At 49.1% G+C, this 26,806-nt stretch carries 22 protein-coding genes and 1 tRNA gene; 15 read left to right on the top strand and 8 right to left on the bottom strand.

The window, feature by feature from the left end; all coding sequences use genetic code 11:
* Positions 1-9: 9 nt before the first annotated feature.
* The 5 genes from MOZ60_RS02905 (at position 10) to MOZ60_RS02925 (ending at position 5,657) form a co-directional block, all read left to right on the top strand.
* Positions 10-621, top strand: a complete 612-nt coding sequence (locus MOZ60_RS02905) for a helicase-related protein (RefSeq protein ID WP_370595589.1) — start codon at positions 10-12, stop codon at positions 619-621.
* Entirely contained in the window at positions 599-1,231 is a 633-nt protein-coding gene (locus MOZ60_RS02910) for a ComF family protein (RefSeq protein ID WP_370595590.1), read from the top strand. Before MOZ60_RS02905 ends, MOZ60_RS02910 begins: the two co-directional genes overlap by 23 nt.
* A 69-nt stretch (positions 1,232-1,300) precedes the next feature.
* Positions 1,301-3,670 carry a preprotein translocase subunit SecA gene (secA, locus tag MOZ60_RS02915; protein ID WP_277634322.1) on the top strand — a complete coding sequence of 790 codons (2,370 nt, stop codon included), beginning with the start codon at positions 1,301-1,303 and terminating at the stop codon, positions 3,668-3,670.
* A protein-coding gene (gene prfB / locus MOZ60_RS02920; protein ID WP_370595591.1) for a peptide chain release factor 2 occupies positions 3,670-4,777 on the top strand; the annotation gives its coding sequence in 2 pieces (ribosomal slippage) (positions 3,670-3,735 and positions 3,737-4,777; 1,107 coding nt in all). The genes secA and prfB overlap by 1 nt, the downstream gene beginning before the upstream one ends.
* Before the next feature lies 1 nt (position 4,778).
* Entirely contained in the window at positions 4,779-5,657 is an 879-nt protein-coding gene (locus tag MOZ60_RS02925; protein ID WP_370595592.1) for an RluA family pseudouridine synthase, read from the top strand.
* 9 nt (positions 5,658-5,666) lie between these two features.
* On the opposite strand, the gene MOZ60_RS02930 is transcribed toward MOZ60_RS02925, so the two are convergent.
* Positions 5,667-6,977, bottom strand: coding sequence for an alpha-amylase family glycosyl hydrolase (locus MOZ60_RS02930; RefSeq protein ID WP_370595593.1), 1,311 nt, complete (start codon positions 6,975-6,977; stop codon positions 5,667-5,669).
* Positions 6,978-7,251: 274 nt separating this feature from the next.
* On the bottom strand, positions 7,252-8,904 hold the full coding sequence (locus tag MOZ60_RS02935) for a hypothetical protein (RefSeq protein ID WP_370595594.1): 1,653 nt from the start codon (positions 8,902-8,904) through the stop codon (positions 7,252-7,254).
* A gap of 127 nt (positions 8,905-9,031) precedes the next feature.
* Here MOZ60_RS02935 and tnpA point away from each other — a divergent pair, with 127 nt between their 5' ends.
* Positions 9,032-9,508 (top strand): IS200/IS605 family transposase, encoded by a 477-nt coding sequence (tnpA, locus tag MOZ60_RS02940; protein WP_108775154.1) that lies wholly within the window; start codon positions 9,032-9,034, stop codon positions 9,506-9,508.
* Here tnpA and MOZ60_RS02945 read toward each other — a convergent pair.
* Complete coding sequence (locus MOZ60_RS02945; RefSeq protein ID WP_370595595.1) at positions 9,494-10,324, bottom strand: NAD(+) diphosphatase; 831 nt, start codon at positions 10,322-10,324, stop codon at positions 9,494-9,496. The genes tnpA and MOZ60_RS02945 overlap by 15 nt on opposite strands.
* Before the next feature lie 504 nt (positions 10,325-10,828).
* Complete coding sequence (locus tag MOZ60_RS02950) at positions 10,829-12,886, bottom strand: P-type ATPase actuator domain-containing protein (RefSeq protein WP_370595596.1); 2,058 nt, start codon at positions 12,884-12,886, stop codon at positions 10,829-10,831.
* 112 nt (positions 12,887-12,998) lie between these two features.
* On the opposite strand from MOZ60_RS02950, the gene MOZ60_RS02955 reads away from it, so the two are divergent.
* From MOZ60_RS02955 to MOZ60_RS02985, 7 genes are all read left to right on the top strand, one after another.
* Positions 12,999-14,801 carry an aminopeptidase P family protein gene (locus MOZ60_RS02955; protein WP_370595597.1) on the top strand — a complete coding sequence of 601 codons (1,803 nt, stop codon included), beginning with the start codon at positions 12,999-13,001 and terminating at the stop codon, positions 14,799-14,801.
* The gene (locus tag MOZ60_RS02960) at positions 14,798-15,553 is read left to right on the top strand and encodes an exodeoxyribonuclease III (RefSeq protein ID WP_370595612.1); all 756 of its coding nucleotides are present in this window, start codon (positions 14,798-14,800) and stop codon (positions 15,551-15,553) included. Before MOZ60_RS02955 ends, MOZ60_RS02960 begins: the two co-directional genes overlap by 4 nt.
* Positions 15,554-15,598: 45 nt before the next feature.
* Positions 15,599-16,960, top strand: coding sequence for a Sapep family Mn(2+)-dependent dipeptidase (locus tag MOZ60_RS02965; RefSeq protein WP_108775151.1), 1,362 nt, complete (start codon positions 15,599-15,601; stop codon positions 16,958-16,960).
* A gap of 97 nt (positions 16,961-17,057) precedes the next feature.
* On the top strand, positions 17,058-17,888 hold the full coding sequence (locus MOZ60_RS02970) for a haloacid dehalogenase-like hydrolase (RefSeq protein ID WP_277635666.1): 831 nt from the start codon (positions 17,058-17,060) through the stop codon (positions 17,886-17,888).
* A complete protein-coding gene (locus tag MOZ60_RS02975; protein ID WP_370595598.1) occupies positions 17,875-18,573 on the top strand; it encodes a CBS domain-containing protein in 699 nt (232 codons plus the stop codon). Before MOZ60_RS02970 ends, MOZ60_RS02975 begins: the two co-directional genes overlap by 14 nt.
* Positions 18,574-18,589: 16 nt before the next feature.
* Positions 18,590-19,522 (top strand): lactonase family protein, encoded by a 933-nt coding sequence (locus MOZ60_RS02980; RefSeq protein ID WP_370595599.1) that lies wholly within the window; start codon positions 18,590-18,592, stop codon positions 19,520-19,522.
* 111 nt (positions 19,523-19,633) lie between these two features.
* Positions 19,634-20,845 (top strand): MalY/PatB family protein, encoded by a 1,212-nt coding sequence (locus tag MOZ60_RS02985; RefSeq protein ID WP_370595600.1) that lies wholly within the window; start codon positions 19,634-19,636, stop codon positions 20,843-20,845.
* 252 nt (positions 20,846-21,097) lie between these two features.
* Here the strand turns inward: MOZ60_RS02985 and MOZ60_RS02990 are convergent.
* A tRNA-Ala gene (locus tag MOZ60_RS02990) sits at positions 21,098-21,173 on the bottom strand.
* Positions 21,174-21,201: 28 nt separating this feature from the next.
* Positions 21,202-22,188: an LD-carboxypeptidase gene (locus MOZ60_RS02995; RefSeq protein ID WP_370595601.1), complete on the bottom strand. Its 987-nt coding sequence runs from the start codon at positions 22,186-22,188 to the stop codon at positions 21,202-21,204.
* 291 nt (positions 22,189-22,479) lie between these two features.
* Between MOZ60_RS02995 and MOZ60_RS03000 the strand changes: the two genes are divergently transcribed.
* Positions 22,480-23,241, top strand: coding sequence for an SDR family NAD(P)-dependent oxidoreductase (locus tag MOZ60_RS03000; protein ID WP_370595602.1), 762 nt, complete (start codon positions 22,480-22,482; stop codon positions 23,239-23,241).
* Here the strand turns inward: MOZ60_RS03000 and MOZ60_RS03005 are convergent.
* Both MOZ60_RS03005 and MOZ60_RS03010 read right to left on the bottom strand, forming a co-directional pair.
* Positions 23,216-24,394, bottom strand: a complete 1,179-nt coding sequence (locus MOZ60_RS03005; protein ID WP_370595603.1) for a D-alanyl-D-alanine carboxypeptidase family protein — start codon at positions 24,392-24,394, stop codon at positions 23,216-23,218. The genes MOZ60_RS03000 and MOZ60_RS03005 overlap by 26 nt on opposite strands.
* Positions 24,395-24,415: 21 nt before the next feature.
* The gene (locus MOZ60_RS03010; RefSeq protein ID WP_370595604.1) at positions 24,416-25,234 is read right to left on the bottom strand and encodes a MurR/RpiR family transcriptional regulator; all 819 of its coding nucleotides are present in this window, start codon (positions 25,232-25,234) and stop codon (positions 24,416-24,418) included.
* Between the two features lie 133 nt (positions 25,235-25,367).
* On the opposite strand from MOZ60_RS03010, the gene MOZ60_RS03015 reads away from it, so the two are divergent.
* Positions 25,368-26,756: a 6-phospho-beta-glucosidase gene (locus tag MOZ60_RS03015; protein ID WP_370595605.1), complete on the top strand. Its 1,389-nt coding sequence runs from the start codon at positions 25,368-25,370 to the stop codon at positions 26,754-26,756.
* The last annotated feature ends 50 nt before the right edge of the window (positions 26,757-26,806 follow it).

Below are 26,806 nucleotides of genomic sequence, written 5' to 3' on the forward strand. Positions count from 1 at the left end.
GGCGATCCGGTGCTGCACAGCATTGCGGCAAGAAGCTGTACCGGCCATGTGATCTATCTCAGTGCAACACCGGATGAAGAGCTGAAAAGAAGGGTGAAGGAAGGAACCCTTATGCATCTCAGGCTGTATACAAGGCCGCATGGAAAGCCGATCCCCGTTCCCAGGATTATCACTGCTCCACTTTTTGTATCGCTTTGCATTCTGATGCACTGGCTGCGTGAGCATTCTGAACATGGCCGCATGGTGTTTGTACCAACCATTTCAATGGCAGGATGGCTTGGCCGTCTGCTTTCTGTTCGGGAAGAATGCTTTGTTTTAACAAGCAAAACAGAAAACAGAGATGCTGTGATCGAAAAGTTCCGCCAAAGCAATGCAGGATTGATCGTTGCAACAACAGTTCTGGAGCGCGGTGTGACCTTTCCGGATGTGGATGTGTGCGTCTTTCACGCAGATCATGGTGTCTTTGATGAAAGCAGTCTGATTCAGATGGCAGGCAGAGCAGGTAGAAACTTCTTCAATCCGTATGGAGATATTCTGTTTCTTTGCATGCAGAAAAGTGCTGCTGCGATTGCCTGCCGGAAAACACTGGAGAATGCCAATGCAATGTCTGATGTGTCATAAAGAGATCGGCTCTGACAGCCTGTATGATCTGCTGGTATCCAATGATGTCCTGTGTTCTGCCTGCCGGGGCAGCTGGAAGCGCATTGATCTGCATTTTCAGATTGCCGGTGTGCCTGCCTATGCCCCATGGCTGTACGAAGAACATTTTTCACATGCTTTGATTCAGTATAAAGAGGCAGGGGATGAAGCCCTGGCACCTGTATTTTTCCAATTGGATCAAAAGAAACTGAAGCGAAAATACCGGAACTGGTATGTCTGTGCGATGCCAAGCACGGAAAGAAAGAGAAAACTGCGTGGTTTCAGCCATCTTGCCCTGATGTATGACTGGCTTGGTGAGGTGCATGAGCCATTTGGCCTGAGGGAGCAGCTGGATCAGAAAGCAAAAGGGATTGAGAGAGAGCGGATGGCTTCCAATCTTTTTCTGCAGGAACCTGTTGATGCAAAAAAGATTCTGCTGGTGGACGATACGGTCACAACCGGCGCAACGCTGCGTGGTGCACAATGCGCACTGGGATCTGTCCGTTATGTGGAAATATTGTGTGCATCGGCGAATCACCGCTTTGTTAAAGATCGTGGGAAGAGGGTGGGAAAATGGCCTGCAGCGCCATGATGCGTGGACTTTTGACAGTTGGAATAATATAATGTACTGGCTGTAAAAACGACAGAAAGAGAGGTTTCCATGGCAAATTTTATTTCCAAGCTCTTTAATGAGGATGCCAGAAAGCTGAGACAGATTGAGAAGAAGATTCAGCCGGTGCTGGATCTGGAAGAAAAATACAGAAATATGAGTGATGAGGAGCTCAAAGCAGAGACGCCCAAGCTCAGGCAGCGTCTGGCGGATGGTGCCAGTGAGGATGATATCTTTGCGGAGGCATTTGCGACGGCGCGTGAAGCCTGCCGGCGTGTGATCGGTGAGTTCCCATACAAGGTTCAGCTGATGGGTGCTGCCGTGATGTGCGGCGGTGATATCGCTGAAATGAAGACTGGTGAAGGTAAGACCCTGACTTCTGTCATGGCTGTTTACCTGAATGCATTAAGCGGCAAGGGCGTGCATGTCGTCACAGTCAATGAATACCTCTCTCAGCGTGATGCCCAGTGGATGGGACAGATTCACAAGTGGCTCGGCCTGACAGTTGGTCTGAACCTGCGCCAGTTGACAAGGGCACAGAAGAAGGCTGCCTATGCCTGCGACATTACCTATACGACCAACAGTGAGCTTGGCTTTGACTATCTGCGTGACAACATGGTCACACGTGTGGAAGACCGTGTCATGCGGGGATTGAACTATGCCCTGATCGATGAGGTCGACTCCATCCTGATTGATGAATCCCGTACACCGCTGATCATTTCCGGCGGTCAGAAACAGACGGCCAACCTGTATCTGCAGGCAGACCGCTTTGTCAAGAGACTGAAGGCGGATGAGGACTATGAAGTGGATCTCAAGACCCGTACAGTCCAGCTGACAGAGCAGGGTATTGCCAAGGCTGAGAAGGTTTTCCGTGTTGAGAATCTGTATAATCTGCAGCACACGGCATTGCTGCATCATATCAATACGGCGTTGAAAGCCAACTATGTCATGGCCCGCGATGTGGACTATGTCGTGGATGAGCAGGATGATGAGATCGTCATCGTCGATCCCAATACCGGCCGTCTGATGAAGGGCAGACAGTGGTCTGATGGTCTGCATCAGGCAGTAGAAGCCAAGGAAGGCATCTCCATCAAGCAGGAAACAGCCACACTGGCAACAATTACCTATCAGAACTTCTTCCGTCTGTACAACCGCCTGTCTGGTATGACCGGTACTGCCAAGACCGAAGAAGAAGAGTTCCTGGAAATCTACAACATGTATGTGTTTGAGATTCCGACCAATAAGCCGGTCATCCGTGTGGATTATCCGGATGCGGTCTTTGGCACCAAGAAGGCCAAGTTCTCTGCGCTGGTGGATGAAGTGGCCGAGCGTCATGCCAAGGGACAGCCGGTGCTGGTTGGCACCATCGCCGTTGAAACTTCGGAACTGATTTCCAAGTATCTGAAGGAACGTCATATCCCGCATGAAGTGCTGAATGCGAAGAACCATGCGCGTGAAGCACAGATCATTGCCAAGGCAGGTCAGAAGGGTGCTGTGACCATTGCAACTAACATGGCTGGACGTGGTACCGATATCAAGCTTGGCGAGGGTGTGCGTGAACTGGGCGGTCTGTGTGTGCTTGGTTCTGAGCGCCATGAATCCAGACGTATTGATAACCAGCTGCGCGGCCGTGCGGGCCGTCAGGGCGATCCGGGTATGTCCCGCTTCTATGTATCCGTGCAGGATGATCTGATGGTCAGATTCGGGTCTGAGCGTATGGAAGGTCTGTTTGCCTCTCTGGGTGATCAGGCGGTGGAGTCCAAGGCCGTATCCAAGGCAATCTCCAGTGCCCAGCGCAGAGTTGAGGGTGTGAACTTTGACGCCCGTAAGCAATTGCTGCAGTACGATGATGTGATGCGGCAGCAGCGTGAAGTGATGTACCAGCAGCGCAACTTCATTCTGGAGAATGAAGATGTGCATGAAGTCATTCAGGATATGTTCAAGCGTGTCATTTCCGATATCATCGGTGCTCATCAGGATTCTGACAACAAGGGCGCTGTGGATAAGAAGGCAGTGGTTGAGGCTTTGAATAACATTGGCTTCAAGAACATGGTCAAGGAAGAAGATCTTGGTGAGATGGACCAGGAAGAGATGACCGGCTTTGTGGTAGATAAGGCCTGGACGTATTATGAAGACAAGATTGCACCGGTGAAGGAACAGATCAAGCCGGTGGAGAAGGAAGTATCGCTGCGTACGATTGACCGTGCATGGTCCAATCATATTGATACGATGGAGAAGCTGCGTACAGGTATCGGCCTGAGAGGGTATGCGTCTGCCAATCCGCTGCAGGCATATATCGAAGAGGGTTATACTTTGTTCCAGGATATGATGCAGACAATTGCCCAGGAAATTGTGGCGTTCTGCATGAATGTAAGAGTCATTGACAATCGTCCGAAGAAAGAAGAGGAGAAGAAAGCCTGATGGAATTATTTGAGATGAAGCAGGGCATTGCCCAAAGCCGAGCAAAAATGGAGCAGCTCGGCTCCTCTCTTTGACCTCGCGTCTAAGCAGGAGAAAATCAAAGAGAATAATCAGCTGATGGAGGCACCTAATTTCTGGAATGACCAGAAGAAGGCACAGAAGCTGATTCGTGAAACAAACAATATGAAATCATTGGTAGATACGCATACGGCGATCTCCAATGAACTTGCGGATCTGGCAGAAGGAGTGGATGAGCTTTCCTCTTCCTTTGACCCGGATATGAACGACCTCATTCAGGAAGAGTATCAGGATGTCATGAAGAAGTTTTCTGATTTTGAGATTCAGGTGCTTCTTTCCGGTCCCTATGATGACCATAATGTCATTCTGGAAATTCATCCTGGTGCCGGCGGCACAGAGGCGATGGACTGGGCCGGCATGCTGTACCGCATGTATACCCGCTATGCAGAAAAGAAGGGCTACAAGCTGACACTTCTTGACTATGAAGAGGGTGAAGAAGCGGGTGTCAAGTCCGTGACGCTCAAGATCGAGGGCCATATGGCCTATGGCTATCTCAAGGGAGAAGCCGGTGTCCACAGACTGGTCCGTATTTCCCCGTTTGATGCCAATGCCAGACGGCATACAAGTTTTGCCAGTGTGGATATCATGCCGGAATTTGAGGATGATCTTGAAATTGAGATTGATCCCAATGATCTGGAAGTCATTACCATGCGTTCTTCCGGTGCCGGCGGCCAGCACATCAACAAGACTGACTCTGCTGTGCGTATGACGCATAAGCCTACTGGCATCACAGTTTTCTGCCAGACACAGAGATCTCAGCTGCAGAACCGTGAGGCCTGCCTGAATATGCTGAAATCCAAGCTGCTGCAGCTGCGCATCAAGGAAAATGCAGAAAGAGCAGCGGCTGTGCGGGGTGAGGTAAAGGCCAATGAGTGGGGCTCTCAGATCCGCTCCTATGTCTTTGCACCATATACAATGGTCAAGGATCTGCGTACCGGCTATGAAACCGGCAATATCCAGAGTGTCATGGATGGCGATCTGGATGGTTTCATTGACAGCTATCTGCGTTCGCAGATCACCAGTGACTGATATGGCAAAACAACTGACATATACCATTACAGACAAAGAAAACGGTCTTGCAGTCAAGACCGTTTTATCTAAGTCTCTTCATCTTTCCAGAAGAGAAATCTCCCGTCTCAAATTCACCAATGGACTCTTTCTCAATGATGTTTCCTGCCGTGTAACCCAGCCGGTCAAAACAGGTGATATTGTGCATCTGATCTTTGCGGAAAAGGATACGGCCCATGCACAGAGAATTCTGGGCAAACCGGATATTCTGTATGAAGATGAAGATCTTGTCATTGTAAACAAGCCTGCCGGCATGCCGGCTCATCCTTCCCATGAACATCTGGATGATGATATGGGTACGCTGTTGCAAAGCTGGTACCATGGCAGGTTTACGATCCGGGCCATCGGCAGACTGGATAAAGATGTTTCCGGGGTCATGGTTTATGCCCGCAGCCAGCCTGCTGCTGCCCGTCTTTCAAAGCAGCGGGAACAGGATATTCTGCACAAGGAATATCTGGCGATCATCCAGGGACATATGGATCAGAAAAGCGGCATGCTGGAATATCGTCTGAAGAAAGTGGAAGGCCGCAAGGACCGTGTGGTCAGTGCCGATGGCCAGCTTTGTCAGACATGTTATGAAGTGATCCGCGAAACAGATGATTTCAGCCTGGTGAAAGTACATCTTTTAACGGGCAGAACACATCAGATCCGTGCTGGCTTTGCCTGGTGCGGTCATCCTTTGGTGGGAGACCGGCTGTATGGGGGATTGGACCTGCTGTCTTTTCCTGCTCTGCACTGTGCCAGCATTCAGCTGGAACAGCCCTTTACCCATCAGAAGATTCATGCCGAAGCGCCATTGCGTGAGGATATGGAAGCTTTGCTAAAAGAAAAAGAACGCTGATCAGCGTTCTCAGTGATTTGGCGTAAACCAGAAATATGCAGCTTTGCCATCAAGATCAACCCCATTCTGGAAGTTGATCTTTTTGTTTGTCAGAAGTTCCGTGCCTTCCTGCACTTTGAAGTCTGCATCCAGGTGAATGGGTGCATCAGAAATATTGATGGCAAAGGTGAGCTGTCCTTCTTCACTGTGTCTTGCAAAGATCAGCTGTTCATTTTTAACCATGATCTGCTCGTAGTCACCATCCGCAAAGACACGGTGTGACAGCCGCATCTTTGACATGGCAGCGATGGTATCTGTCAGTGCATTCCACTCTGGCTTGTCAAAATATGGCCGCAGGGGATCGTCACTGTCATTCGTCTTCTTTCCCTGTGCACCCCACTCCGAGCCATAGTAGATGCATGGCATGCCAGGCATTGCATAGACAAGGGCATAAGCCAGGGGCAGATCACGTGGATCCTGCAGAACGGAGGCGATACGGTTAACATCGTGGTTATCCACAAAGGACAGAAGATGCCTGCCGCGGTACAGCGTCCAGGGATCATTACCGAACTGGCGGTTATAGGAATAGGCAATCTCAAACAGATTGTGGCTGTTCAAAGAGGAATAAATGCCCTTGCGGCATTCATAGTTGGTCACCGAATCGAGGTGGCAGTCATTGAGCAGGACATTGTAGTCGCCGCCGATCATTTCTCCTAACAGCAGGAAATCTTTGCCGTAGTTCTGCACATGGTCATGAAGCTGCCGCAGGAAGTTTCGATCTACCATGTAGGCGACGTCCAGCCGCAGACCGTCAATGTGGAACTCCTGTTCCCACAGATCGATACTGTCCAGCAGGTATTTACATACTTCCGGGTTCTGCAGGTTGAGCTTGACGAGTTCATCATGGCCTTCCCAGTTCTGATACGTAAAGCCGTCCTTTGCCCACGTATCGTTGTAGTTGATATAGAACCAGTCGGAATAGGGGCTGTCCCACTTTTTCTCCTGGACATCACGGAATGCCCAGAAACCTCTGCCGACATGGTTGAATACACCATCCAGCACGACTTTGATGCCTGCTTGATGCAGAGCATCACAGACTTGCCTGAAATCTTCATTGGTGCCAAGGCGCACATCAATCTTATGGTAGTCACGGGTATCATAGCCATGCCGGTCAGAATCAAAGACCGGTGCAAACCATACAGCTGTTACGCCAAGTTTCTGCAGATGCGGCACAAAGTCCAGCACATGCAAAACTCTGTGAGAAACAACACCATCATTTTCATGAGGACAATCGCAGAGTCCAAGCGGGTAGATCTGATAGAAAATCTGATTGAAATCCATGTTCATCCGACCTTTCCATTGGTGAATTCTCCCTACCCTGAAGGATAGGGCCTCTGACTGCCTTACGGCAGCGGAACTCCCCCGATTCACTATGGGGCTTCCTGGCTCCAGGGTATTTTGAAGCTGAGGCTTCTGCGGAGCGCAGCTTCTCAGAAGCACGCGTTTCTGATACCTTCAGAGCTTTATCCGCAGCAGGATATTTCATCCGCCCGGTTCCGTTTCTTCCTCTGGTTCCACGGCTGCCGAAGCGGTTATCCTGCTGCGGTGATGCTGTCTATATCGCAAGTGCATACATTTCTGATGCACGGAGCTGTTTTGTGATCTTATATGCAGCAGACCATTGCTGTCTGCGTGGCTGATTCCAATTGATGCTGGGATCAATGACTTTGATGAGAAGAGGCACTTTTTCCTGGATGCCCATGCCGCGTCTTGCAATGGCGGCAGAAGCGCCTTCATGGACAGACATGCCATACCGCTTCATGAAGATGAGCTTTCCTGCCTGGGATGTATATGCAGGATGCACCTTCTTCAGGGCGATGCCGTACTTATAGCTTTTGGATTCCGCAAGTGCAGTGACGGTCGAATACGCAAACCGTGAAGTGACAAAGTTTTTCTTTTTACTGCCATAACGGTTTGCAGTATGCTTCAGCTTCAGGCACTCCATCACAAGCGGTTTTGCAGATTTACGACACCAGCAGTATGCCTCATCCAATGCAGACGAGATGATCTGTTCTGCATGACCGGAAGAAGCACCTTCCAGATCGAATCGGATGACTTTGTGACGCAGAATGTTGCCGCTTCCGTCGGTCTCGCTGATCGACAGATTGTCATAGTTGGTATCCATGCCAATACAGCCATCGCCTATGAATTCGACCATTCTCTTCTCGGGAACGGTGACGATGCATTGGATCAGGAAGGATCCGCTCGTCTCAATGATGCGCCACGAGACAGCGTGCCTTTCATGTGCCGGCAGTCCGACAGCCTGGTTCACGAATTCCTGTTTATAGGGGAACACCACGTTTTTCAGATGCACGAGAACGGGTTCCCCGTTTTTCATCTGCTGTGAGCGGTATATCAGCCCTCTGGTTTCTGTGCTATAGGAGAAGCGGAAGTTTCCCTGGGAAGCGTCCTTTCTGCCTGTAATCATCAATGCATGAGAACGCTTCTTCTGCCAAGCCCGTTTCCATGTCGCATGGTTCGGATATTTGCCATTGTTCTGCTGGCGGAAGAGCTTTTTGCCCCCATAGCAGACAGACGCGGGCTCATTTTCTCTGGCAATACGGTCTTTCAGAAGTTCCTTCCTCTGTTCCAGGTGGGCCAGTCTGTTCTTCAGCTCATGGATGCGTGGAATGATGTACTGTACCTCGAAGAGGTACGCATTCTCATAGCTCTGCATTGCTTTATAGGTGCGCAGGTTCATGACTTCAAAGCACTCGGTCTCCTTATCATAGCGCTCTTTAACACCGGACAGCTCATATGCAGGATCTTTCTTCTTTGACCAGCTTTTCAGTTTCTTCCGCAGGTTTTGCATTCGCGTGAGCTGCTGCTTTGTGCTCCTAATCTTGTTTTTATTATCTTTCAGTTGTTCCTGCCATTCCGAAATATTCTGTTTCTTCAGTTCCTTTGCGGACTGAAGAGCACCTTTTGCCTCAGTGATGGCGCTGTTCACAAAATGATCGTCCGCATGGTATTTCTGCTTCAGCTGCACATGCGCAGAAACAGGGTGCTCCTTTGTGCGGTTTTCTTTCTTCCGGCGGTCAGGGACACCTGTCGCTTCGCGGGCAGAAGTATTCTGTATTTCCTGCATAGCGGTCGCAGTGTGCTTGATCTGATTGAAAAGAGCGATATCGCACAGCAGCGCATTCAGCTCTTCCGGATCGAGACTGCCTTTACTGATGTGTCTGGAAAACAGTGTTCTGACTGCCATAACAGCGCCCCTTTCTATTTGGTTTAAATTTATATTTTACAGTCTTATTATACCGCATATTATGCACTTTTTCCGTATACTTAGACTGTAATATTCAATATTGGTTATATTTGAAAGGAGACAATCCATGAACGAATATCACAGCGCCCATGCCGTATACAGCCTGTCTTACCATATTGTACTGGTGACCAAGTACCGCCGGAAAGTGCTGACTGGCGATGTGGCAGACCAGCTCAAGTCAGAATGCATTCGTCTGATCGAAGACAAGAAGGGACACGTACAGGAGATCGAGACAGACGAAGACCATGTGCATATCCTTGCAGATCTGTCACCCTGCTATTCGGTGGTTGAAATCATTAATTCTCTGAAGGGAGTCACCTCCCGCATTCTGAGGAGGGATCATCTCCCTGAGATCAGCCGTCTTCTGCATGGAGACTCTTTATGGAGCGACAGCTACTATATTTCAACCACAGGCGGCGTTACCATCGAAAAGCTGAAAGCGTATGTGCAGTCTCAGCCTACAGAAGAGCACAAACGAAAGTACGTGAAATCCGGGAAGTACGGCAAATATCATAAAAAGAGGCGCAATTCATCCCCTGCCTGAAGTAAGGGGTCTTCTTGCGCTATCTTCGATAAAGTTATGAATCATTTCACTGGTGAGGGAGGCATTGCCGCCGGTATCAATGTCATCGGTTGGCTTGACCCAGCGGGCCACCCGCAGCTCATTTGAGTCCATGGTGATGGCATCACTGCCGATCACATGGGCATAAAAGCCAAACAGCAATGTGGAAGTAAAGCCCCATGGCTGTGATTTGTAATACGTCAAAGAGCCAACATCCAGACCGGTCTCTTCCTTGACTTCACGGATCGCGGTCTGTTCAATGCTTTCACCAATCTCATTGTATCCTGCCACAAGGGCGTATTTCTGATAGCGTCCATGCGCATATTTGGTCACCAGCAGCTCGCCTTTGTCATTGATCACAGCGACAATGACAGCGGGCATGATGCGGGGATAGACAAGATTGCCGCAGCTGGGACAGCGCATTGCCCGCTCTCTGGTATCCTTGACCATCAGGTGGCCGCATCTTCCACATCTCTTATTGATCTGCATCCAGGCATCAATCTGCCAGCCAGTGATGGCCGCAAAGGACAGCCACTTTGGTTCCAAGGTACGCAGGTTGTACGTATTGATGGAAGATACTGCAAGATCTTTGAGATCACTCAGAAAAAAGGCCGTATCATCAATCCGGAACAGATAGTCCAGATGCCGCTGATCCGGCAGGTCTTTTACCTGGAAAAAAAGATTGTCATGGTTGAGATGGACATTATTGCCATCAAAGGAAAAGACATAGTCATCTGCCCGGGGGTCTCTGGGCTTGTATTCATTATGCATGACATGCGGAGCGATATCCTGTATCATTCATGCCTCCATCTCTTACGTACTGCCAACATATATATAATAGACGAATAAAAAATGCAAAACAAGACTGGTAAAGAAGGGGGCAGAAGCTATTATAAAAGTACCAAGAGAAATCAAGCAGGATTCCCAATTGAAACGGAGGTAATGCTTATGAAGAAGGTGCTCCTCGAATATTAGTCCGAGTATTTCGAAACAGTGCAGAAAGGTTTCGGAATACGGGTATCATGGACCGGAAAAGCCGGATGAAAGAAAGTGAAAGTCTGCATGAGGACAGACCGATGGACAGGTTCGTCTGACAATTGATGCATTTGTTAGAGTGGCACGCAAGTGTCATGAGTGACTGAGATTAGCAAACAATCAGTGTGACAGCAGGCAGATCAAGGCTGAGATCGAGAGCAGCTGCACAGTTGGAAAAAACAGAAGAAGATTCTTCTGCGGATACAGAAATCCGTCTTCTACATCATTCCAGATTAAAAAGACCTGCATTGTGTGATGCGGGTCTTTTCATCTGCGTGCATTGTAATTTAAAAACTGAAAAATGACACTGGCAATGCTGAGAAGATATGGCACAAACAGGCTGTGCACAAAGATGGCAGACACAAGGCAGATCACCATGACAGTCGTATGATAAAGCTGTATGCGATTCTGCTTTGCAAGCAGGGTATCAGACATCTGTCTCTGGTATTTGAAGATGACAGGCAAAGAGGCAGGATCATTGCCTGGGATGATGATGTCGCTTGTATCATCCTGCATGCTGTGCATGCGGATTTGTAAAGAGGCACTGTGGCTGGCCATGTCTGTGCTGCAGACAAAAGCACATGCCTTTCCATTTTCTGTTTCCTTTTTCAGAAGTTCTTCCTTCTGATTCCAGGACACATTCCATTTCACCTCATCCACACCGGTTTCTTTCTGCAGATATCCGGCAGGACTTTTGGTGCCATGAGCGAGCAGTACAACATGCATGTCCTGCTGTTTCAATGATAATATGGCATCTTTTGCATGCGGCAGAATTTCCTTGCGGGCAGAAACCAGACCGATGATATGGGAACCATCATGCAATAGGCGTATCTCTTTGCCTTCTGTTTCCATTGCCTTGATCGCTTCATCCCAGGATGCTGTATCGAGCCTTGCTTTTTTGACATCTGCAGGTGTTTCCAGCTTCATCGTTTTCCCGCAGCTGTCATTCCTGATGGCACAGAAGGCGCCGGCGCTTTCACTGGTCAGCTTCTGACTGCGCAGATAGCGCTGCAATGCTTTGGCAAAGTGATCTTTGCGATGGGTAATGGCATCACCGGCATTCATCTCCATGATATGGATATCAATGTCTTTGCCAGGTAAAAAGTCACAGACTGTCAGTTCGCGGCTTGTGACAATATCATCCTGCTCGAGAAAGATGGTCTCAATCTTCTGATCTTCCAGACTGCGGCGTGTCTGTAAAAAGAGATTCTGTCTGGCAAGATCCAGACTGAAGGATCTTTGGGTCTTTGCTGTGAATGCTGCCATTGCGCAGGGATAGATGGATGCTGGAATGGCAAGGGCACTGACAAATGCAGCGCTCAACTGTCCGGTAATCAAAAGGGCAATGACAAAGACTGCCGCCATGATGCCGGCGCTGATCTGGATATCCTTTTTCTTTTTTGCAAGGATACCGTCAGGAACAGTGTCCGTATTCTGCAGCGCCTTGTGCCAGAGGCTTGCGATGGCAGTCTGACTGCCAGCCTTTTCAACACGGCATGTGCAGTAACCATGGCAGACTTTTTCACCGGCAAACAGATCATCCCTGACATGCTTTTCACCCTGACTGTTTTCAATCCGGACCGCGCCTTCCCTGATTGTGCCATCTGCCGGGATGGTATCTCCTTTCCGCAGGACGAGAAGATCACCTGGCTGCAATTCATCCGGGCTGATGGTCATTTCCTGACTGCCTTTCAGCAAGTGTGCTTTTTCCCTGACTTCTGCCGGGACAAATCTCTGCTTTTCCTGGTTTTCTTTTCTTTCTGCAGATGCCAGAAGAGAAAGGCGGATGCCTGTGACAGCAGTCCAGGCAGCTGCTGTGGCATGAATCTGGTTCTTTGTGATGAAAAGCAGACAGATCACTGGCAGAAACGCAATGAAGAGACATGCAGTGACGGCCTGATCATCCCACTGCCTGTGTTTCAGATGATGAAGGCATGTGACGGCCTGTTCTTTCTGCAGGCAGAGAATGGCTGCCAGTAAGCCAATGAAAAAAAGAGTGCTGCATGGCAGGATGAGAGCCAGTGGTGTCAGCAGAGAGATGCTGAAAGAGAGTCTTGTTTTCAGATTTCTGCTGTTTCCTGCTTCTGGCATGCAGGGAAGTGCTTCATGGCGCAGGCAGGCATCATAGCCGCATGCCTGGATGGCTTTGAGGATATCTTCTTTGGTGATTTTAGCATCATCAAAAGTGACATCCATGGTGCGGATCGCAGTGTTGACGGTGACCTGCTGGATGCCCGGCATGGATGAAAGATGGTTTTGTATCGTATCTGCACTTGCCGCAACGGACAGTGCATGAACAGCGAATATTTCAGTACGGGATGGCACAATGTTCTCCTTTGCGTTCCTTATCATATGCTGTTTTGAATGGCGTGACAATGGGTGTGTTGTTGTTCCTTCTGCTTTGTTTTGCATATAATGGAGTACGTTACGAGGTTAAATGAAAATGGAAATACAGGAAAGAATTGCGGCTCTGCGTGCATTGATGCAGGCCAGAAACATTGATGTGTATTATGTTCCCAATGAGGATGACCATCTGTCTCAGGAATATACGGCTGATCATTTCAAGTGCAAGTCATGGCTGACCGGTTTTACCGGTGATGCCGGCTGTGCCATTGTCACCAGAGACTTTGCCGGCCTCTGGACGGATGGACGCTACTTTACCCAGGCAGAGATGGAGCTGGCTGGCACCGGTGTGACACTGATGCGGCTGCGCCAGGAGGGTGTGCCCAATCCATTGGATTTTCTGATTCAGAACACACCGGATAACGGTATTCTTGGCTTTGACGGCCATGTGGTATCTGCGCAGGCTGCCCTTACTTTGAGCCGTGCACTTTCTATGCGCCATGCGTCCCTGCATATGCGTGAGGATCTGGTTGGCATGATCTGGAAGGACCGTCCGGCCATGCCTGAAAAGCCATTGTTTTTGATGGATGAAAAGTATACCGGTGAAAGTGCCGGTGAGCGTCTGGCCAGAGTCAGAAAGGCAATGGCTGAAAAAGGTGCGGATGTGCTGGTGCTGACGGCATTGGAAGATCCGTGCTGGGTATTGAATGTGCGCGGGGATGATATTCCGTGTACGCCGGTGCCATATGCCTTTGCCTTGATTGAAAAGGATCAGGCATCTTACTATGTGGCAGAAAAGGCTGTCTCATCAGAAGTGGCTGCCTATCTTGCCGGCTGGCATGTGTCTGTAAAGCCATATGGCAGTCTGCAGGCAGATCTTTCTTCCTTGTCTAATCAGGTTGTCTGGGCAGATCTTTCCGGTTTGAATGCGGAATTATATGATGCTTTGCGTGCCGGCCATAACCGTATTCTCAATGCCCATTCTCCAGTGGAACTGTTCCGTGCCATGAAGAATGAAACGGAAATTGCAAATATCCACCATGCTCATCTGAAAGATGGCATTGCCATGGTGAAGTTTGTCAAGTGGGTCAAGGATCATGCGGCATCTGGTACGATGAGTGAACTGTCTGCCCAGAATCATCTGTATGCGCTGCGGGCTGCACAGCCGGACTATCTGGAACCAAGTTTTCCGACGATTTCCGCATATCAGGCCAATGGTGCCATGATGCACTATGTGGCAACTGAAAAGCAGTATGCCATGTGTAAGCCGCAGGGCTTTCTGCTGGTGGACAGCGGCGGTACATACCGTGATGGTTCGACCGATATTACCCGTACGATCTCACTTGGCAAATTGACTGCGGAAGAGAAGAAGCTGTATACGCTTGTATTAAAGGGACATCTGGCATTGGCACGTGCCCGTTTCCTGTATGGCACCTGCGGCAACAATCTGGATATTCTGGCCAGAGGACCGTTATGGGATGAGGATATTGACTATCAGTGCGGCACCGGTCATGGGGTTGGCCATGTGCTTGGCGTCCATGAAGGTCCTCAGGCTGTGCGCTGGGGTGTGCCAAGTGCTGCCCGTCCTTCCTCAGTGCTGGAAGACGGCATGGTTGTGACGGATGAGCCTGGCGTGTATCTGCCGCATAAGGTTGGCATCCGTATCGAGAATGAACTGCTGGTGCGCAAAGGCACGCATAACTTCTATGGTCAGTGGCTGTACTTTGAGGACCTGACACTGTGTCCGTATGATCGGGATGCGATTGATGTCAGCCTGCTGGAAAAGAAAGAGATTGAGCAAATCAATGTCTATCACCAGCATGTGTATGATACGCTTTCTCCATATTTAAATGAGGAGGAAAAACAATGGCTATGGAAACAGACAAGAGAGCTGTGAAACTTGTTTCCTGGAATGTGAATGGCCTGCGCTCATGCATGAAGAAGGGGTTTTCTGACTTCTTTGCACAGGCGGATGCAGATCTGTTTGCGATTCAGGAGACCAAGATGCAGCCGGATCAGCTTGATGATTCGATGTCCTTTGACGGCTATTTCCGTTATATGAACAGTGCAGAAAGAAAAGGGTATTCCGGCACAATGGTTTATGCAAAGAAAGAGCCGCTGCAGGTCATTTATGATATTGACGGCGATACAACCAAAGAAGGGCGTGTGATTACGCTGGAATATCCGGATTTCTGGTTTGTATGTGCCTATGTGCCCAATTCCAAGGAACAGCTTGCCCGGCTGGATTACCGTATGGAATGGGAAGGATATCTGAAAGCACATCTTTTGAAGCTGGATCAGACAAAACCAGTGATTTATACCGGTGATCTCAATGTTGCCCATGAAGAGATCGATATCAAAAATCCGGCATCTAATCATCATAATGCCGGTTTCTCTGATGAAGAGCGTGCGAAGATGACGGAACTGCTGGCTGCCGGCTTTACCGATACGTTCCGGCATCTGTATCCGGATGCAGTGAAGTATTCCTGGTGGAGCTATCGATTCAAGGCAAGGGAAAGGAATGCCGGCTGGCGGATCGATTACTTCCTGGTATCCAATCGGATTGCAGGAAATGTCAAAGATTCTTTGATTTATGATACGGTGACTGGCTCTGACCACTGCCCGGTCGGCCTGCAAATTGAGTTTTAACAGCTTCGTGCGTATAATATACGGGTATTTTCTGGAGGAAAAGTTATGGACGTAAAGTCAGTCATAGAGGGTTACCGCGATGAACTGGTCAGCCGTCTGGGGAGTCTTGTGGCAGTGAATTCTGCCATGGGTACACCGGAGGATGGCGCACCGTTTGGACCGGGACCGAAGAAAGCATTGGAAACAGCTCTGTCCTTTCTGCAAGAGGATGGCTTCAAAACAGTCAATCTGGATAATTACATTGGATATGCTGAAATGGGTGAAGGCGAGAAGCTGATCGGCATTGTCGGTCATCTGGATGTTGTACCGGCCGCAAAGAGCGATGGCTGGGACACCGAGCCGTTTGAGATGACGGAGAAGGATGGCATTCTGTATGGCCGCGGCGTTTCCGATGATAAGGGTGCTGTGGTGGCAAGCATGATTGCCATGAAGGCTGTGCGTGACCTTGGCATCCCGATGAACAAACGTGTGCGTCTGATCATGGGAACCAATGAAGAGTCCGGCTCCAAGGGTCTTGCCTACTATGTCAAGAAGGAAGGCAGTGTTGACTATGGCTTTACACCAGATGGTGAATTTCCGCTTGTCTATGGTGAAAAGGGTATGGTTGGCGCCGTTTACCGTTCCAAGAAGACAGAGATTCTGGACATCAAGGGCGGTACAGTTTCCAACATTGTGTGCAAGAATTGCATGATTCTTCTGAAGAAGTGCACGTTCTCCAAGAAGGCACTGGAAGATTATTTCAACAATAACTCGATTGCCTATGAGATGAACGAAGAGGGCGAAAATGTCCGCATCAGTGTGACGGGTGTGGCTGCTCATGCCAGCACGCCGGAACTTGGCCGCAATGCCATTTCCTATCTGATGTGCGGTCTGCACGCAGCCGGCTGCCAGGATCCGTTTGTGGAATTCTATTGTGACCACTTCGGACTGGAGACCGATGGTACTTCTGCCGGTGTTGCCTGCAAGGATGAATATGGTGCATTGACACTGAACAATGGTGTTATTGGCATGAAGGATGGCGTGATTGAGGGAACGATTGATATCCGCTTCCCGGTTACCTTCAATGCCAAGCAGGTTGTCAAGCAGTGGAGTGAGCATCTGGAAGATGAAAATGGCCTGATTGAGATCAAGCATACAGTTGAGCCGCTGTTCTTCCCGGTAGATTCGCCACTTGTCACAACATTGCTGGATGCCTATCGTGAAGTCACTGGCGATACGGAGAGCCAGCCGCTGGTCATTGGCGGCGGTACATATGCCAAGGGCATTGACAACACCATTGCGTTTGGCTGTGCATTCCCTCATGAGGATTACCGCATTCACAATACAAATGAATGGGTGCGCATTGATGAACTGCTGAAACAGGCAGAGATTTATGCCACTGCGATCATCAAGCTGTTAGCTCTGTAAGATGGATCATTTCAGAAGACCGCGTCATGTGGTCTTCTTTTTTTCTGGCTTTTCTTTCTCTGCTTCCTTTTGTATGATGAAGGGAAAGGAAGAGAATATGAAAAAAGCCGCAATTTTATACGATTTTGATAAAACACTGTCACCGCGGGATATGGAGGAGTATTCCCTCATTCCGCGGCTTGGCTATGATCATCCCCGGGATTTCTGGGCTGAGGTGACGCGCCTTGCCATCACCAACCGCATGGATGCGATTTCTGCTTACCTGTATCTTCTGAAACGAAAGTATGAGGAAGAGGGCATGCCATTGCGGAAGGAGAACTTTCTGTCCCTTGGCAAGGATGTGGTGCTGTTTCCAGGTGTTGAGACATGGTTTTCCCGCATCAATGCATATGGCAGAGCGGCTGGTTTTACAATCGAGCACTACATCATCAGTTCCGGCATGAGTGAGATTATTGAAGCACTGCCGATTGCGGATCAGTTTACCCGCATCTATGCCTGCCGCTATTACTATGATGAACATGGCGATGCCAAGTGGCCGGCCCGGATTGTGAATTACACGACCAAGACGCAATATATCTTCCGTATTAACAAGCAGGTGCTGGATGAAAGCAATGATGCGGATCTGAATGACTATCTGGATCCCCGTGTGAGGCCGGTGCCGTTTGAAAGAATGGTCTATGTGGCGGATGGGTTTACCGATGTGCCGTGTATGCGGCTGGTGAAGCTGTATGGGGGAAAGTCCATTGCAGTCTATGACAAGAGTAGAACAGTTGCCGAGAAGCTGATCCGGGACGGCCGTGTGAATTTTATGGCTCATGCGGATTATCGTGAGGGCGGTGAAATGGAAACACTGATGAAGATGATCATTGATCACATGAAGGCAGATGATCTGCTCAAGGAAAGAGAGGGTATTCATGAGCCAGAATGACAATGCCAGACGCTTTCTGGATGCCTATGCGTCTATTGAACATGAGCTGAGTACAATGGCCAGAGAGACCAGATATATTCCGTTTTCACAGCTGCTGTCGATGTGTGCAAAGCACAGTTGGGTTGTTTCGCATCATCAGGAGGAGCTGCGGGAGTTCAATGAGCTGCGCAATGCCATTGTGCACCTGCGTGACAGCCGCAATGAGATCATTGCCCAGCCGACGGATCAGGCTGTGCAGGATATTGAACGGCTTGCAAAACTGTTAACAGGCGATGATACATTGCTGCAATATGCCAGCAAACCGGTCAAAACGGTTTCCCTGCAGGATACGATCCCATCTGCCTATACGCTGATGAAAAAGCTTGGCTCTTCCAAGGTGCCGGTCTATGAAAATGGGATCTATCGCGGTTTATTGCAGATGGAGGATATCTGTGCCTGGGCGATGGATGGACGTGATGCTTTGCTGCAGGTGAAGGATGTTCTTTCCAGCAGCCGTAAGGAGCGCGTGGTGTTTTTAAACCGCGGGGCAAAGGTGATGGATGCTATGGCATCTTTTGAGAAAGCACTGCGTCTTGGTGCTGCGGCGATGGCGATCATCATTACAGAAAATGCGGAACGGGATCAGCAGCCGCTGGGTATTGTGACGGTGCAGGATCTGCCGAAAATGCTCAGAGAGCTTGTGTAAGCGCTATAATAGAGGCATGAAAAGAAAAGGCTATGCGGGCACGTATACAAGTGCCGGTGCACAGGGAATCTATTCCTTTGTGCTGGAAGATGGAATTCTGCGGGATGCAGAATTGTTTGCGAAGATTGAAAATCCAAAATATGTAACAAGATGGGCGGATGGCATTGCCAGTGTGGGAGATTTCCCCAATGGTTCCGGTGTGGCTCTGTTTGATGAAGCAGGGAACCTGCTGGATGCCATCAGCTATGAAGACAGGACATCATGCTTTATTACGTGTGATGGGGACCGTCTGTACACGGCCAACTATCATGCCGGTACATTCTCGGTGCTGCAGATCATCAATAACCGCCTGAAGCTGGTGGATACCGTATTGATCCGGGATGGCGCCGGCTGTCATCAGGTACTGGTGCATGATGATACGATTCTGGTGCCATGTCTGTTTCTGGACCGTGTCATGATGTATGACAAGATGACTCTGCATCCAAAGGGCTCGATCCGTTTTGATCAGGGCACCGGGCCAAGACATGGTGTTTTCACCAAAGATGGAAAATATCTCTATCTTGTCTCAGAACTCTCCAATGAGCTGTTTGTGATTTCCTGTGACAGCTGGAAAGTGCTCTACCGGATTCCAGTATTGGCAAATGGTGAAATGCATGTGCGCGATACTGCAGCCATCCGGATGTCGGATGATGAGAAGTATCTGTATGTTTCCACCCGCACGAAAGATGTGATTTCTGTGATTGCGCTGAAGGATCATGTGCCGGTATTGAAGCAGGTTGTTTCCTGCGGTGGCAAACATCCGCGCGATATCAATCTGTGTGACGGATATCTGATCTCTGCCAACCGCTATTCCAATGAGCTTGTCAGCTTCCCGATTCAGGAAGATGGCACGCTTGGAAAAGAAACCAGCCGTCTGCATGTGCCGGAGGCAGTCTCTCTGCTTTTCTGAAAAGCTTTGCAAAGACAGAATTTTTTCTGAAAAATTGATGAAGTTCTGCCTTTTTTTGTTTTACATCCAGATTTTGGTTTCTATACTAGGCATTATATGGAGGAGAATGCGATGAAATACGATTTCACTTCAATTATGGATCGCCATGGCAAGGATGCCATTGCGGTAGATGGTCTTTCCAAAGATGGCAAAGGTGCACCAGCTGCGCCGAAAGACGGCTTTGATGCCATTCCGATGTGGGTTGCAGATATGAACTTCCCGACAGCACCTTCCATTACTGCCGAGCTTGAAAAACGTATCCAGCACCCGGCATATGGCTATTTCATGCCTACGGATGAATACTTTAACAGCATCATCAACTGGCAGAAAGAGCGCAATGGTGTTCAAGGCCTCGAGAAGAAGCACATTGGCTATGAAAACGGTGTGCTCGGCGGTGTGATTTCAGTGCTGAATGTCATTTGTTCAAGAGGCGACAATGTGCTGCTGCACTCACCGACTTATATTGGCTTTACTGGTTGTTTGACCAATGCCGGCTACCATATTGTTCACAGTCCTTTGTATCGTGACAAGGATGGCATCTGGCGGATGGACTATGAAGACATGGCAAAAAAGATTGAAGAAAATCATATTCATGCGGCTATCTTCTGCTCTCCTCACAATCCGTGCGGCCGTGTCTGGACAAAAGAAGAGATTGAAAAGGCCATGCAGGTATATGCCGATCATGATGTGTGGGTCATCTCAGATGAGATCTGGTCTGATCTGATCCTGGAAGGCTATCATCATACACCGACGCAGTCTGTCAATGAATGGGCCCGCCAGCATGTGGCAGCGTTCTATGCGCCGAGCAAGACATTCAATCTTGCCGGCCTGATCGGGTCCTATCACATCATTTACAATGACTGGCTGCGTGAGCGTGAAGCCAAAGAGGCATCACTGTGCCATTACAACAGTATGAATGTACTGTCCATGCATGCTTTGATTGGTGCGTATAAGCCAGAAGGACAGGAATGGCTGGATGAGCTGCGTCAGGTACTCACTGGCAATGTCAGCTACGCCGTTGACTTCATTGAGAAAAACTTCCCGGGAGTTTCTGTTGCCAGACCGGAAGGCACCTACATGCTTTTCCTGGACTGCACAGAGTACTGCAAAGCCCATGGCATTGATGTCGGTGAAGTTCTGCACAGAGGATGGGATGTTGGCGTAGAATGGCAGGATGGCAGACCATTCCATGGAGAATATGGCATCCGTGTGAATCTGGCACTGCCGCTGTCCCGCGTTCAGGAAGCATTTGGACGTCTGCAGAAGTACGTGTTTACCAAGTAAGAAAGTTATGAACGAAGCCGCTGTGCGGCTTTTTTATGTGTGATCATTGATTATACAGCTGCTGTGAGCGCGTACATTACGGATGTGATAGGACGAAACATCAATGAAATCGGACCTTCATGATTGCACACTGCCGCAATCATGACGACGATGATATAAAAAAAGCGTGCCCGGAAATATATCCAGGACACGTTGAATCTTTAGCAAAGTGAATTGGAATACAAAGATTCCCGTGTTCGACTTTACATAGAATGGTGGAGCCAACGAGGATCGAACTCGCGACCTCATGATTGCGAACCATGCGCTCTCCCAGCTGAGCTATGGCCCCATACATGAGATATTCTACCACACTGCACTTATTCTTTACATGCAAATTTCAAAGTGGCATGGCCATGGTCATACTGCACTTCCAACATGGCGCCATTGATCATGATCATGCATGGGATCGTATGGCCGATATCTGCTTCCAGAACATACGGAATGCCTTCCAGCGCCATTCTGGCTGCTTCTTCATAGGTCATGCCGGTTTCAGAAGACGGAAACAGCACTCTGCCGATCAATACAGCATTTGTATGTTCAAACCAGCCGGCATAGCGGAACTGTTTCAATGTGCGGTAGAAGTTTTCTGCCGACAGTGCAAAGTTGTCAAAGTAGAAAATCTGGCCATCTTCTTTGTATCTTTCCACAAAGCCTTTTGTATCTTCATAAGGCGTGCCGATCAGATCCTTGAGACCATCAATACAGCCGCCGATGCAGCGGCCTTTTGCCACAAAGTGATCCTGTTCACTCTGCCATTGCGTATCGCTGTCATAGGCAGGCGTATCTACCAGAAATTTGGCTTTGGCCATATGGCGTGGAAAGCTGTGCTCTTCCATCCTTTTTCCTTTCATGACTTCCAGAGCATTGGCAATGTAGTCCCATTTTGTACCAAGATCAAAGCTGCCGGCATTCATGCCATACAGCGATGCCACATCATAGATGGTTGTGGCAGGATACAGAAGGCCAGTCGGGTCAGAGGCACCCATGATCCACTTGGGATGTTTCTTCAGCACAGAAAAGTCTGCATACGGAATCATTTCATTGAGAAAGTCACCGCCCGCAGCCGAAAGAACCATGTTTACATCAGGATCTTTCAGCAGTTGGGTGAACTCCTGTCCGCGTGTTTTTGCATCGGCACTGCGCTGATCTGCATTTCTGACCGATGCCGTTTCTTTGATTCGGTATCCCTGCTGCTTTAATACGGCAAGGGAAGCATCATAGCTTTCAAGCTTGTCACCAACACCTGCGCTGGGAGCACAGATGCCGATCGTATCACCTGGTTTTAGAAAAGACGGATAAATCATAGCAATCTCCTTTTCCTGATTTTAGCATAGGTTTGTTTTGTGCAGACAAAATGAAAACGGCCGTTGAAAGGGGATTATTCTGGCCGTTTTCGTATTTCTTGAGAGGGAAAGTTATATGTTTTTTGTTTACTTTGATGCGATTGCCAGCATGGCTGCGGCTGATTGATTGGTTCCTCCTTTCTTTTGATGGTCTTATAGTACTTCCGGTCTGTGCTGAAACATTGAAAGCAGAGTGAAAAGAACGTGAACAATTTTGTGAATGGATCACATCATTCTGGTAGGATAACGGTGATGAAGAAGACTGTACTGATTACCGGGGCTACGATGGGCATCGGCTGTGCGCTTGCTGAAAGGTTTGCCAAAGAGGGCAGTGACCTGGTGCTTTGTGCCCGCCATCAGGATGCCCTGGCAGAAGTGAAGAGCAGGCTGGAAGGAAGATATGGCATCTGTGTGGATGTGTATGCCTGTGATCTTTCCAACCATGAGCAGCTCATGCGGCTGTATGAAACTGTAAAGGACAAGCGTGTTGAGATTCTGGTGAATAATGCCGGCATTGGCTTTGCTGGAAAAGCCATTGATCAGGATATTGAAAAGGAGGATATCCTGGTGGATCTCAACATCAAAGCTGTCATGGATCTGTGTAAGCTGTTTGGAAAAGATATGTGTGAGCGCGGACATGGTACAATCATCAATCTGTCTTCGACGGGTGCTTTTCAGCCTGGTCCTTATATTGCGTCCTACTATGCCTCCAAGTCATTTGTGCTTTCCTACAGCCGTGCTCTGGAAGTGGAAATGAAGCCATATGGCGTTCATGTATGCTGTGTCTGCCCGGGCCCTGTCGATACTGCTTTCTATGCAAAAAGCGGCGGCCGCATGTCTGCATATCATACAAGTGCCCAGCATGTGGCAGATGTCATTGTGCGCACATATCAAAAAAGAACCGTTGTCGTCATCGGTTCTTTGAACAAACTGCTTTGTGTGGTGCCTTCCGGTGTGAAGATGAAATTTCTTTCCTTCATGAAGAAGCCTAAAACAGATCACGGAAGAAGATAAGAATACGGTTGAAGAAATCATTGGCTTTTGGAATGGTGAATGTCTGTGCTGTTTCTGCAACAGTCTTTCCATCGGCTGTCACTGTAATGTTGAGCTGCTTTGTCTGGTCTTGATTTGTGGCTGTGTAACTGTTGGCAAGATCTGTCGTGACAGCAATCTTGGCATCATCCGGCACGTCGGCAGTAATATCTTCACTGCTTGTGATGGTTTCTTCCATCCTGCCAATGACTTTCTCTGCGATATAGCTGCCCAGTGTATCACCCGTGCTGACAACGGTCTTTCTTGACCAGCTGTTCAGAGCATTCAGTATTGTGGAGGCATCCTGCAGATGGGATGTGGCATAGATATCGGTCATGGCATGGGCGGTGACGATGATGATTTTCATGCCATTAAGCTCACTGTAGGAGGCCATGCAATGGCCGGCATCATCCGTATAGCCGGTTTTATCTCCGACAAAGCCTGGCAATGAGATATGATCGCGTTCAATGGCCCCTGCCACCGTCGAATACATCAGATTGCCCAGGGTATCCGTATAGGAAGAGGAAGAGAAAATTTCCCGGAACGTCTCGTTTTGGACGGCATAGTTTGTCAGCGTGGCGATGTCTTTACACGTGGAGTAGTGATTATCATCATGCAGGCCGGTTGGATTGACAAAGTGGGTATTGTCCATGCCCAGCTCTTCTGCCTTCTGGTTCATGGCTTCCACAAACTTGTCAATTGAACCGCTGGCGGCATAGGCAAGTGCATTGACAGCATCTGCACCTGATGGCAGCAGCGCACCATACAGCAGATCACGCACTGTTGGTGTATCACCCGCACTGTAGCCAACCACAGCTGCCTCAGCTTCATACAGCCCGTCCAGCATCTCATCCGTGATTGTTACGGTCTGATCCAGAGACAGACCGGATTCCAGCACAACAACTGCCGTCATGATCTTGGTCATGGAAGCAGGATAAATCTTTGCCTCACTGTTTTGATCCAGCAGGACCTGTCCGTTCTCTGCATCGATGACATAGGCATCATTACTCTGCAGGCTGACATCCAGCTGGAGGGAAGAAGCACTGTCATCCTGTTTCTGGATGACAGTTGATACAGGCGTACTCACTGTGTTGGCAGACAGAACTGCCGCAGCTATCAGATTTGTGATTTTCATGGGGCTATTGTAGCAGAAAGATCAGTCAATGGACTTACGGATGTGGGCATCATAGTCCATGACATACAGACAGGCATACATGATATTCAGATAATAGGTCATCGCTTCTTCAGAAAAGAACGAGGCAATGCGGTGGAACTTATTTTCTTTTGCCGGCAGCAACAGCACCACATGGCACAGTTTTGCCAGGGGAGAGCTGGCATTGGCCGTGATGCAGACAAGTCTGGCATGGTTGGCTCGGGCAGCCTGGGCACAGCTTACTGTTTCTCTTGTTGTACCGGAATAGGACAGAAACAGGGCACAGTCTTCTTTGTGCATAGTCTGGGCCAGGTGGTGCTGTTCACCATATACCGGCGTGGCCAGACATACCGTGCCTGCCCGGATCATGCGGGCCTGAAACATCAGACCGGCAAGGTAGGCATCGCCAACACCAAAGATCGCTGTCTGTCTGGCATTGTGAATGGCAAGACAGGCTTTGTGCATATCTTCCAGAGACAGTGTATTCCTGGCTGCGCGCAGGGTTTCCGTGCTCAGATTGGCAAGGCTTGTTGCAATTTCAGATGTGGAATCATAGCGGGAAAACGGAAAGTTGGGATCTACGGCATCGTTGGTGTTTTCAGTCAGCTGCTGGGCATAGAGAATCTTGAACTGACGATAGCCGCTTGTTTGCAGTTTGGCACAAAGCCGCATGATGGCACTGGTGGAAGTGTAGGTCTCCCTGGCCAGCTTTTGAATCGGCATCTGCAGCACGGCATCCTTGTGGGAAAGAATGTAGTCTGCGATTCTGGCTTCATTCTCACTGAAGCCGTCTTTTTCTTTGAGCGCTGTATTGAGATTCATGACCGTATTGTAACATGATGCCGGAATAAATATCAAAAAAGTAAGATATGCCGGCACAAAATGCCAACCGTTCTTTCCTCTCTTCTCATTTTTTCATGTGTGCCTATCATCAAAGCCAGGAGGAAGAAATCAAATGAAAGGTGTTAAGATTGTAACAATTGGCGGTGGTTCCAGCTATACGCCGGAATTGATGCAGGGATTTATCAAGCGGTATAACACACTGCCCATCAGAGAGATCTGGCTGGTGGATATTCCTGATGGTAAGAAGAAGCTGGAGATTGTTGGTGCACTTGCTCAGAGAATGTGGGATGCGTCTGGCTATGATGTCAAGGTGCATCTGACTCTGGACAGAAGAGAGGCTTTGAAGGATGCGGACTTTGTGACAACACAGTTCCGTGTCGGCCTGCTCAATGCACGTATCAAGGATGAGCGTATTCCGTTAAGCCATGGCATGATCGGTCAGGAGACCAATGGTGCCGGCGGTATGTTCAAGCTGCTGCGCACAGCACCGGTGATTGCCCAGATTATCCAGGATATGAAGGAACTGTGCCCGAATGCATGGCTGATCAACTTTACCAATCCCAGCGGCATGATCACAGAGACTGTCATCAGACAGTGCGGCTGGAAGAAGTGCATCGGTCTTTGCAATGTGCCGGTGAATATCATGAAGAATGAGCCGGTCATGATTGGCAAAAAGGAAGGTGATCTGGACTTTGTGTTCGGCGGTCTGAACCATTTCCACTTCCACCGTGCCTATGACAAAAAGACAGGCCAGGAGGTAACCCATGAGATTGCCCGTGCCATGATGAAGGATGACAAGTCCAACATGGCAAATATCCAGAATGAAAAATTCCTGCTGGATCAGCTGTTAAGCATGGACTGCCTGCCGTGCGGCTATCACCGCTATTATTACCTGACCAGTCAGATGAGAAAGAAGGAGCTGGAGGATTATGCCGAACATAAGACACGTGCGGAGATGGTCAAGGAAGTAGAGCATCAGCTGTTTGAGCTGTACAAGGATCCTGCTCTTCATGAAATGCCTGAACTGCTTGGCAAGCGCGGCGGCAAGTATTACAGCGATGCGGCCTGTGAGACGATCAATGCCATCTATAATGACACGGGCAGGGTCATGGTTGTTTCTACAGAAAACAAGGGTGCGCTTGTGGATCTGGATCCACAGGCCATTGTGGAAGTCAGTGCCAGAATTACCCGTCATGGTGCTGAGCCGATTGCCTTTGGCAGGATGGAACCGGCGGTCAGAGGTATGGTGCAGCTGATGAAGGCCATGGAAGAAACCATCATCGATGCAGCACTGCATGGCGACTATGGCAAGGCACTGGAGGCTTTCCAGATCAATCCGCTGGTGGATCATGGCCAGTGTGCCCAGGATCTGCTCAATGAGATGCTGGTAGCCAATGAGAAGTATCTGCCGAAGTTTCATGATAAGGTTGAGGAACTTAAGCAGGCTGGTGTGACCGTGCAGGATGAAACAGCCCGCCAGCTGTGTGAGAAGGGACTTTAAGCAGTTATGAAAAGAACGATGAGATCTGCAGATTTCTGCAGGATCCCACC

It is taken from the genome of Grylomicrobium aquisgranense (assembly GCF_033971865.1).
Taxonomy (GTDB): domain Bacteria; phylum Bacillota_I; class Bacilli_A; order Erysipelotrichales; family Erysipelotrichaceae; genus Bulleidia; species Bulleidia massiliensis.